Raw genomic sequence first — 11,103 nt, forward strand, 5'->3', positions numbered from 1 at the left:
TATCACACCTATCTTTCCTACCATTTTACCATCGACATGATATGTCGCTGTGATCAGACTGCAATCCTGCATTAATTCATTTTGATTCTCATTGCCTATAGTTATTATCACTCCGTTATCCCTGTTTATCAGAGTTTTAGTGAAGTCTTCCTTCTTGCTGACCATCTCCAGAAACAATTTTGCTTTGTCCAGATCATTATATTCAGGTATAGAAAATATATTGGTGAGTCCGTCCATATAAAGATTCACATTAAGCATATCCTCTAAAGTTCTTACGAAATTAGGTACGATATCTTTCTCAAACATAGCCATTGACTCCGCATCAGCTTTAAAGGTCTTGATTATATCAAAAGTCAACGCCTCGCTAAGCGTTTTGCCTCTGTAATTATACGTCATCATCTTCGCCAGTATCCTTAGAGTTTCCTCAGAGGCCGGTTTGTTTAAGTGTACCGACGTATTGGATACCTTGCCACTTTCTGACACAAGCATAAGGACAACTGTAGACTCGTCTACCGGAAGAAGATTTATATATTTCAGTGTATCTTGATCCTTCTTAGGTGTCAGTGCAAAAGCTGTCAGATTGGTTATCTCAGACAGTATGTGAGCCGCTCTTTTGACTATATTCTCCAGCTCTGTCACATTGCTGTGAAGCTGCATGGCTATTGCATCCTTCTCTTCACTGGTAAGCTCACGCTTACTCATCATCTCGTTTACGTAAAGCCTGTATGCCTTCTCGGAAGGCACTCTTCCCGAAGATGTATGTGGATGTGTCAGATAACCAAGTTCTTCAAGATCTGACATTTCATTTCTTATAGTCGCAGGACTTACTCCCAGCTCATAATTTTTTGATATGGTTCTTGATCCTACCGGTTCTGCAGTCCTGATAAAGTCAGCGATGATGGCCTGTAATATCTTCAATTTTCTTTCGCTTAAATCCATCTTAGGCCTCCTGTTGTTAGCACTCATTATCTCCGAGTGCTAATCACAGTTTAAATTTACCACCCGTACACAATAATGTCAACACTTATTTAAAAATTTTTTTAATAACTTTTAAATTTCTACAGATATAAATCTTTTGGAACTGAAAAGATAAAGATATCTTTCTTTTACTTTTTTTTCAGATGCGGCTTCCAGTGCTTCACTATATATCCTTATCTGGGCTTTATAACGTTTTATCATTTCCTCTTCATGATGTTTGTCAGCAATATAACTGTTCTTATAATCGATCAGAACCATGCCGTCCTCTTCCTCAAAATAACAATCTATTATTCCCTGCACTATAGCTTCGATTCCATTTATCTCCTTTCTCATTATAAACTCACGCTCTTTATGCAAAGACTGTGACATCGCAGCTCGTCTTCCTATTTCCGCTTCAAAAAATGCCGCTATATTTTCCTTTCTTATCCGTTTTTTCTCTTCCTCTGAAATAATTTCATTCCTATACAGTTTTTCTACAGCTTCTGCTATATATGGCAACCCCTCCTCTGCCGCTCTTTTAAAGTCAAGTTTTTCCATCACAAGATGCATCAGTGTACCCATTTGCACAGAATCCGTCCCTTTCTCTTTTTCAGAAAAAACAGGTCGCCTAAGCTCTTCTGCCCCATACTGCTTTTTCTGCTGCTCGATCTCCTGTCTGTTAATTTCCGTAACAGAATACTTTGATTTCACGCCTGCAGTATCCATAAAAGGATAAACAAATGACAGCCTGCTGTCGATACGACTTATTAACTCTTCATCTCTCTCTGCCCTGCTCCTGTTAAATACATCTGCCATACGTACCTTCGACCATGTATGTTCCGACTCGTAAAGTTCCTCGCTGCCGTCCTCATGTATCTTTATAACATCGCCGGCCTCCCTCATCGGTTCGTAGACCATCTCAAGAAATGATTTGCCCCTGCCTATGATTTCTTCCAACTTTTCCGGTTCTTTTACAGTCCCTGCAAGAATCAGCTTATCCATAGCCCTCGTCATCGCTACATAAAGAATTCTTATTTCTTCTTCAAACTCTTCTTTTGCTTTTTTAGCGTCTATAACCCTCTGCAGCAGAGTTTTTCTATGCCATTTTTCCTGAAGATTGACATGAGGCATACCTAAAGCAAAGTCCTTATGCATTACAGTAGAATTGCCTGTCCCCCTATACCTTATCTGCCTGCCTGCTCCTGTAAGTATAACTATGGGGAATTCCAGTCCTTTGCTCTTATGAACAGTCATTACTCTTACAACATTGTCATTTTCACCTAAAGTCTTAGCCTCTCCTACAGACAGATTATTTTTCTTCATGGCTTCTATATATGATATGAATCCAAAAAGGCCACTGTGGCTGTTCTGTTCAAATTGTCCCGCCTTTTCCGCCAGAAGCCTCAGATTAGAGATACGCTGTTTCCCCACAGGAAGCCCGCTGCAGTAATCAAAATATCCCGTCTCATACATAAGTATCCTTACAAGTTCCTCCAGAGTAATTGTATTTTTCAGTTCTTTCCAAAACTCTATCTGCTTTAGCATTGACTTTATTTTGGTACGCAGTTTTCTATCGTTTCCGTTTTCTGCAAAAGCTTTCACTGCATCATAAAAACTTCCGTCTTTAAATTCGATTCTTATATATGCCAATTCTTTCACATCAAAATCAAACACAGGGCATCTCATTACCGAGATCAAAGGAATGTCCTGCCGTGTATTATCAATCACTCTAAGCAGATTCACAAAAACCTGTATCTCTACAGTCTCAAAATATCCTCCTGTATTCTCCCCATAAGCAGGAATTCCCTCATTATTAAGAAATCGCTCCAGTGAACTGATTGCCGCTTTGCTCCTTGAAAGTACCACTATATCTTTATATTCGATATTTCTGATTTCACCTTTTTTAACATCATAGATCTCTCTGCCCAGATTTTCTTTTATAAGTCTGAGAATCAACTGTTCTTCCGGTTTCAGATCTCCGTATCTGTTCACCTCGGATGCAGACGAAACTATATGACACTCTGTATCGCTTCCGGGATATATGGGATCTATACTGCAGCTCAATCTGACATTGTCATCATAATCCTCCATTACTAATTCGAATACTCTGTTTACTGTTTCTGTAATTCTTCGTTTACTTCTAAAATTATTATTGAGATCTATTTTTATACTTTCCACCTGCGACGGCTGAGAGTACTCATAATATTTCCTCTTGAAAATTTCCGGCTCTGCCAGCCTGAACTTATATATACTCTGTTTAACATCTCCCACCATAAACAGATTGTTATTGCCTGCTATCCTTTCTACAATAGATTCCTGAAGCATATTGCTATCCTGAAATTCATCTATGAATATATACTTGAACCTCTCTTTATATTCTGCAGAAACCATATCATCTTTCAATATATCTATGGCATAATGCATAACATCATCAAAATCCACCATGTTCCGATCTGCTTTTTTCTGTTTGAAAATATTTTCAAACTCTGAGATAAGCCCCATCATATAACAGGTATCTTCATAACCGTTCTTAAGCTCTGTATCATATTCCCTTAAAGATCTCTGAAAGTACCTTTTCTTCAAATCGTCCAATATCTTCTTCCCGTTTTTTCGCAAAGAAGCAACGATCTCTTTTACATCCTCATAAATTTCCTTCTGCTCTTTAGACACTCGCATCTGATTGAACTTGATGTCAGACAGAAATGCACTGAAAACATCAAGCCGCTCAGCAACTAATGTCTTCGCTTCTGCTTTTTCTATAACATCAAAAATACGCCCTGCATCTTCAAATGCCTTCCCGCAAAGACCTTCTATTCCCATTTCATCAAGAACCTCAGCAGCTTTTTCATATAACCTGAAAGCATCTTGCAATCTTTCTGAAATTTCATCTGATATGAATTCCAAAAGTCCCAGAGCCTCAGCAGGAGATGGAGATTTCAAAAGCTCGGTCTTTTCTTTTACCCATCTCATATAGTCAGGAATGCTTCTCATTTCATTGTACAGGGAAATTATATTTTTCTTTATTTTATTCTCATTTCTGTCACTGCTGTATTTTTTCAGAAACTCTTTGAATCTGTCATAATCGTTCGTAAATCTTTCCTCAAAAAGCTGATCTGCGGATTCGTTTTTCATGATGGAAATCTCCGTTTCATCACCAATCTTAAATCCCGGCTCCAGATCCGTAATATAAAAATACCTCCTCATAATTTCCAAAGCAAATGTATGAAAAGTGCTTATATTAGCCTTCGGTATAAGTGAAAGCTGTCTTTTAAGAAATCCTCTGTCGGCCTCCTTTTTTTCCAGCTCCTCTCTTATTGCTTTTTCCAGGCGTGCTTTCATTTCTGCCGAAGCAGCGTTGGTAAATGTGGTTATTAAAAATCTGTCTATATCAGTTTTTTCTTCTATTACAAGCCTCTTTATTCTCTCAATAAGAACAGCAGTCTTACCTGATCCTGCTGCAGCAGATACCAGTATATTCTTGTTTCTGGTCTCTATAGTTTCTCTCTGTGACTGTGTCCAATTCATAAAAGCCCTCTCAAATCTTCCGTTATATTACTGTTTATTATATCAAATTATTATTTTCATAACAAATAATAAGATGATAGTGTATAATATAGATAATTTAGTGACAATGCGAGGTGAAAATATGAAGAAATTTAACCGTCCGACCATGCTCATGATCTTAGACGGATACGGACTTAATAAAGAAATTGCCGGCAATGCTATTGCAGCCGCGCACAAACCCAATCTTGATAAAATATTCGAAAAATATCCTTTCACATCTCTTAAAGCATGCGGTCTTGATGTAGGGCTCCCTCAAGGACAGATGGGAAATTCCGAAGTGGGACATCTCAATATCGGAGCCGGAAGAATAGTTTATCAGGATCTTACCATGATTACAAAATCCATAGAAAACGGAACATTCTTTGAAAATCCCGCTCTTTTAAAGGCGATAGATCATGTAAAAAGAAATAATTCCACACTGCACCTTCTGGGACTGCTTTCAGACGGAGGTGTTCACAGTCATATAGATCATCTTCTGGCTCTCACAGATATGGCAAAAGCAAACGGTGTAACAAAACTCTGCGTCCACTGTTTCCTTGACGGACGGGATGTTCCTCCGAGATGCGCACATGAATATATAAATATTCTCAGCAAGCATCTTGAAAAAATCGGAACAGGCACTATAGGAACTATATCCGGAAGATATTACGCTATGGATAGAGATAAAAGATGGGACAGAGTCCAAAAAACATACAATGCCATGACCATGGGAGAAGGTCTTCATGCTATTACAGCAACAGAGGCAATAGACGAAGCTTACAAGCGTGATGAAAACGATGAATTCATTCTCCCCACTGTTATCGATAAAGCTATCCCTGTTTCAGACGGGGATGCCATGATAATGTACAATTTCAGACCTGACAGGGCAAGAGAAATAACAAGAGCTTTTGTAGATAAAAACTTCACAGGTTTTGACAGAGAAAAAACTATCGAAGATCTCTGCTACATCTGCATGACTCAGTACGATGCTGAAATGCCTAATGTAACACTGGCCTTCCCGCCTGAAACTCTTCACAATACGTTGGGAGAATACATTGCAGACCTTGGACTCACCCAACTTCGTATAGCCGAAACAGAAAAATACGCTCACGTGACATTCTTTTTTAACGGAGGCGTGGAAGCACCCAACAGAAACGAAGATAGAATACTCATACCGTCTCCTAAAGTGGCCACCTATGATCTGCAGCCGGAAATGAGTGCTCCTGAAGTTACTGACAAAGTCCTCAATGCAATAAATTCCGATAAATATGATATGATCATACTTAACTTTGCCAATGCCGACATGGTAGGCCACACCGGCATCATGAATGCTGCCGTAAAAGCCATAGAAACATTAGATCTATGCGTACCTAAAATAGTCGATGCCATACTTGCAAAGGACGGACAGATACTGTTGACAGCAGATCACGGCAACGCCGATGTCATGACAGACAAAGAGGGCAACCCGGTTACAGCGCACTCCCTCAACGATGTGCCGCTTGTCCATATAGCAAACCACCCTGTTAAGCTTAAAGACGGCGGCAGGCTTTGCGATATTGCTCCGACAATGCTCAAACTCATGAATCTTGACATCCCTGAGGAAATGACAGGAAAATCTCTCGTATAAAATATAAAATCAGCTGGTGTATTGGCTTACACCAGTTGTTTTCTGTTACAAAGTACAAATTTAAACGTTTCTTACATTTGATTCTTCAATAATTTTTATATCAAAACTAAAAAAACATCACATTAGCAATTCTTCTAATGTGATGTCCACTGTTACGCAGTCTTTAGGCAAACAATACATCCTTATGTTCCAATATGTAATTCACCAGAACATCACTCTTAGTGATATCATTTACCACGGCAACCATTGATTCTACGTTTAAAGATGCTTCAAGCGCTTCTATTAAAGTTTTCGTATCCTCTTCGCTTGGATTGCCATTCTCAACTATTTCAACATATTTTTCGCAAGCTTTCTGCAGAACCTGATTAGGTGCTCCTGTTGGAAATCCGCAGAGAAAATATCCATCAAGCCTAAATTTCTCATTTTCGATAATGCTCTTTATTTTTTCTATAAGTTCTTCTTTACTTACTTTCGTACTCATACAAAACCTCCAAATTTATGTACAGTTTAATTATTTATAAATTTCCGGCCAACTTTTTGCCATCAAAGAAAATGGTATCATTTGAATTAAACAGTGTCAAGGCAAAATAAAAAATAAATAAAATAACCGCTGCACAAAATCTGCATTCAGCGGTCATAAAACTTTAACTTAGACTTAAATTGTCTGTCTTATTTTTTCAGGCGTTACTGCCAAAACGCGAGTAAGAAATGGGAAAGCTTCTTTCATCATTTCATATTCAGCTCCCTCCGTCAGAAATTCAGCTGTACCATCAATAACAAAGCCTGTTCCCATACCCATTTTGCCCTCTACTTCATGACTGCCTAAAGTAAGGATCACCTTATTCTGAACATCAATATTCTTCTGTGATCTGTTGAACCACGCTGCAGGAATAAGTATTCTGCCATCATCGGTAATACGAAGATAACTATTCCAAGTATTGGCAACATGAACATTATCGTCTGACCATGATGTTACCGAAACAACACCTTCATGATTTAACACATCTAAAAACGTTTCACTAAACATAATCAACCTCCAATTAATATATTATTTGCAGAAATAAAACTTTTATCCCTTTGTTTGCATTTTCTTCCTGCTGCTTTATTTACCTACCTTCGATAGGAGACATGCGCATTCGATATGTTTCGTACATGGAAAATTATCAAACGGTTTAACAGATTCTACTTTATATCCATAATACTGCATATAATAAAGATTTTCCGCCAGTGTCTTGGGATTACAAGAAATATATACTATCTGATCTACACCGTATCGGATTATTTTATCAAGAGCATCAGGTGAAATGCCCATCCTCGGAGGATCAACCACTATGACATCCGGTTTTTCCTCAACAGTTTTTAGCATTTCGCAAACATCTCCGGAAATAAACCGGCAGTTATCCAGTCCATTCAAAGCTGCATTTTCCTTTGCTGCTTCCACCGCCTCTTTTACAAGCTCTATGCCTATAACCTTCTTTGCTTTTTTCGCCAGAGTTTGGGTTATGGTTCCGGTACCGCAATAAAGATCGAATACGGTTTTATCCTGAAAATCATCTATAAGATCAAGAGCATACGAATACAGCTTTTCCACTGCATCGACATTAGTCTGAAAAAAAGAAAATGCACTGACTTTAAATTTAAGACCAAGTATCTCCTCCATATAGTACTCACGTCCGTAAAGAATTCTCAGCTCATCGCAGTATACGGCGTCCGCCAGCCTGTCATTGACAGTACGGAGGATGCCTACTATCTTATTTTCCAAAGAAAGCTCCAGCAGCATATCAGTAAATTCCTTTTCGTCAAAGCCTTTCTCTGAGCTGGTGACCACATTAACCAAAAGCTCTCCTGTCCTTATTCCCCTTCTTACTATCAGATGCCTCATAAGCCCCTTATGACTTTTCTTATGGTAATGAGAATATCCTTTCTCAGATGCAAAATTGAGAACGGTTCTCAGGATTTTATTGAAATCATTGTGGACCAACTGACACTGATCTACAGTTACTATAGACATAAAATGTCTTTTTTTGTGCATCCCCAAAGTCATAGGGCCGTCTTTTTCCATATCTCCAAAAGTATACTCCATTTTATTTCTGTAAGCATATCTTTCAGGAGCCGGTTCTATGTCAAAAAGCTGTCCGTATTTTATACTTTTTTTATCAAGAAAACCTTTGACTTCCCCTGCTTTATTCTTAAGCTGCTTATCATAATCAATCCCCTGATATACACAGCCGCCGCAGACATTGCTGTCTCTGCAAATTTCCATATTGTAAAATAACCTTTCTATTTCAAATTAAAATCTTCCATAACTGTCGTAAAATTCTTTTTTGTATTCCAAAAACCTATCTTCCTCTATAGACTTTCTTATATGTCTCATGGTATCTATGAGAAAATGAAGATTATGATTTGTCATAAGCATGGAAGACAATATTTCATCGGCTTTGAAAAGATGTCTCAAATACGCTTTTGAATAGTTTCTGCACGTATAACAGTCGCAGTTGGGATCAAGCGGTGAAAAATCCTTTGCATACTTTGCATTTTTTATATTCACACGACCCTGTGATGTCATGGCCATACCATGTCTTGCAATTCTCGTAGGCAACACACAGTCAAACATATCTATGCCCCTCTCAACACCTTCGAACAGACAATCAGGGCTCCCAACGCCCATGAGGTATCTGGCCTTATCTTTAGGAAGATAGTCAACACACTCATCCATAATATCGTACATGATATCTTTAGGCTCTCCAACGCTCAGCCCCCCTACGGCATAACCGGGAAGATCAAGCTCCACTATCTGCTCTGCGCTCTCTTTTCTGAGATCTTTATACATACCTCCCTGCATTATTCCAAACAAAGACTGTTTCTCCGTATTCTTATGATATTCTTTGCATCTTTTCAGCCATCTTGTTGTCCGCTCAAGTGAATCCTTAACATACTGCCTATCAGCAGGATAAGGGGCACACTCGTCAAATGCCATCATTATATCAGAGCCAAGAGCATTCTGTATCTCCATTGACTTTTCAGGAGACAGCATATGCTTCGACCCATCTATATGAGAACGAAACTCAACACCTTCTTCTCTTATCTTTCTCATGGCTCCAAGACTGAAAACCTGGAATCCTCCGCTGTCCGTAAGGATAGGCCTGTCCCAGTTCATAAATTTATGAAGCCCTCCAGCAGCTTTCACCGTCTCATGTCCCGGTCTTAAGTACAGATGATATGTATTTGAGAGTATGATCTCTGCTCCCATCTCTCTGACTTCCTCAGGACGCATTGCCTTAACTGTTGCTGCCGTGCCTACAGGCATAAATACAGGCGTCTGTATAACTCCGTGAGGAGTCGTTACACGCCCTCTTCTGGCCCGCGTTTTTTTATCTGTTTTTATCAATTCATATGTAACTGCTGGCATGATTTCTCCCTTTTGATTTTTCCTAAAATATATCTGTATTCAAACTATCATATAATACCATAAAGGTTACAGATACTTCAATATACTGCTGTACTGATGCAAAAGTTTTTCCATTGAACAACCACAGTTCGCAGGACTTGTGGAAGGGAGGGCGATAGCCTTTATTCCGCACGAAGGCAAGCACAGTTTTTCATAAAGCTTTGACGCTTTGCCTCCTGTGGTAAATATTGCTCCAATACAGGCAACGCTTAATATCTGCCCCATATCATTTGCAACAGGATTCTTTATGCTGCTGTCATCAGCACCTTTTATCTCACAGCTTTCCAGCACATCCCACAAAGCTATATTATGCCTTTTAAGAAATTCCTTTCTTTCCTGTACCGTCTCTGGAGTATTTTCATGGAAAAGTTCGCCCAGTACAGGCCAAAACCTGTTTCTGGGATGACCATAATAAAACCCCTGCTCCCTGGATTTAGGAGACGGCATACTGCCTAAAATCAAAATTTTTGAATCTTTATCAAAAAAAGGTCCAAACTCATGAGTGACCTTTACAAGCTTTGTATCTTTTTTATTCGGCATATCTTCCCTCACTCTATAAACATTGCGTCGCCATAACTAAAAAACCTATATTTTTCTTTAACTGCTTCGTCATATATTTCAAGAATTTTTTTTCTGTCATACAATGCTGATATCAGCATAAGCAAAGTAGATTTAGGCAAGTGAAAATTAGTAATAAGGCTGTCCACAATCTTGAATTCATATCCAGGATATATAAATATACCTGTGCTTCCTTCTCCGTTTTTTATTTGCCAGCAACCTCTGACGCCCTCTGCCGATAAAACATTTTCGTCAAAATAAGCTGCACTTTCTATAGTCCTTGTGGATGTAGTTCCCACAGAAATTATTCTTCTGCCTTCCTTCTTTGCTTTATTTATAGCCGCTGCACTTTCCGGGCTGATGGAATACTCCTCAAAATGCATAGTATGATCCTCAACGTTATCACACTTTACAGGTCTGAATGTTCCTATTCCGACATGTAAAGTAACATAGATAAGTTCGATTCCTTTGTCTTTCGCTTTCCGAAGAAGCTGATCCGTAAAATGCAGTCCTGCTGTAGGCGCAGCCACAGACCCCTCTTCTCTGCAGTACACTGTCTGGTACCGCTCTTTGTCTTCCTGATCACCGGGTCTTTCTATATAAGGCGGAAGCGGCATTCTTCCCAATTCTTCGAGCCTTTCCATGAAAATCCCTTCATATTCAAACTCCACAATTCTGGTTCCGTCAGAACCAAAATCCTTTATAGTTGCTATGAATCGGGGTGACTGGCTAAAAATCACACGGTCTGTGGGCTTCAGTTTTCTTCCCGGTCTGACCATAGTCTCCCATGTATCTCCTTCTATACGCTTTATCAAAAGAAACTCCACTTTTGCTCCGGTCTTTTCTTTCACACCGTAAAGTCTTGCAGGCAACACCTTAGAATTATTCAAAACAAGGCAGTCCCCTTTTTTAAGATAATCTATTATATCAAAAAAATGTTTATGTTCCAGTTTGCCCGTATCTCTATGAA

The 11,103-nt window shown here is 39.0% G+C and carries 9 protein-coding genes; 1 reads left to right on the forward strand and 8 read right to left on the reverse strand.

The features are described from left to right. Together hrcA and addA are read right to left on the reverse strand one after the other, a co-directional pair. The coding region (hrcA, locus tag ACLR96_RS00005) for a heat-inducible transcriptional repressor HrcA (protein ID WP_412265054.1) at window positions 1–939 on the reverse strand (939 nt) is incomplete at its 3' end. Window positions 940–1,050: 111 nt separating this feature from the next. Further along, a complete protein-coding gene (gene addA, locus ACLR96_RS00010) occupies window positions 1,051–4,482 on the reverse strand; it encodes a helicase-exonuclease AddAB subunit AddA (protein WP_177270121.1) in 3,432 nt (1,143 codons plus the stop codon). Between the two features lie 121 nt (window positions 4,483–4,603). On the opposite strand from addA, the gene gpmI reads away from it, so the two are divergent. Beyond that, window positions 4,604–6,127, forward strand: coding sequence for a 2,3-bisphosphoglycerate-independent phosphoglycerate mutase (gene gpmI / locus ACLR96_RS00015; RefSeq protein WP_177270119.1), 1,524 nt, complete (start codon window positions 4,604–4,606; stop codon window positions 6,125–6,127). Window positions 6,128–6,290: 163 nt separating this feature from the next. Here gpmI and ACLR96_RS00020 read toward each other — a convergent pair whose 3' ends face one another. The 6 genes from ACLR96_RS00020 to queA form a co-directional block, all read right to left on the reverse strand. Continuing rightward, the gene (locus ACLR96_RS00020) at window positions 6,291–6,608 is read right to left on the reverse strand and encodes a hypothetical protein (RefSeq protein WP_412265055.1); all 318 of its coding nucleotides are present in this window, start codon (window positions 6,606–6,608) and stop codon (window positions 6,291–6,293) included. 174 nt (window positions 6,609–6,782) lie between these two features. After that, on the reverse strand, window positions 6,783–7,154 hold the full coding sequence (locus ACLR96_RS00025; RefSeq protein WP_177270116.1) for a pyridoxamine 5'-phosphate oxidase family protein: 372 nt from the start codon (window positions 7,152–7,154) through the stop codon (window positions 6,783–6,785). 75 nt (window positions 7,155–7,229) lie between these two features. Beyond that, window positions 7,230–8,390, reverse strand: a complete 1,161-nt coding sequence (rlmD, locus tag ACLR96_RS00030; RefSeq protein ID WP_177270114.1) for a 23S rRNA (uracil(1939)-C(5))-methyltransferase RlmD — start codon at window positions 8,388–8,390, stop codon at window positions 7,230–7,232. 27 nt (window positions 8,391–8,417) lie between these two features. Beyond that, window positions 8,418–9,536 carry a tRNA guanosine(34) transglycosylase Tgt gene (gene tgt, locus ACLR96_RS00035; protein WP_177270112.1) on the reverse strand — a complete coding sequence of 373 codons (1,119 nt, stop codon included), beginning with the start codon at window positions 9,534–9,536 and terminating at the stop codon, window positions 8,418–8,420. A gap of 66 nt (window positions 9,537–9,602) precedes the next feature. Next, complete coding sequence (locus ACLR96_RS00040; protein ID WP_177270110.1) at window positions 9,603–10,115, reverse strand: DNA-deoxyinosine glycosylase; 513 nt, start codon at window positions 10,113–10,115, stop codon at window positions 9,603–9,605. Window positions 10,116–10,123: 8 nt separating this feature from the next. Further along, window positions 10,124–11,103, reverse strand: a 980-nt coding sequence (gene queA / locus ACLR96_RS00045; protein WP_412265056.1) for a tRNA preQ1(34) S-adenosylmethionine ribosyltransferase-isomerase QueA, incomplete at its 5' end; no start/stop codon positions are given.

The sequence above is a fragment of the Lentihominibacter sp. genome (assembly GCF_046951855.1).
In the GTDB taxonomy this organism is placed as follows: Bacteria; Bacillota; Clostridia; order Peptostreptococcales; family Anaerovoracaceae; genus Lentihominibacter; species Lentihominibacter hominis.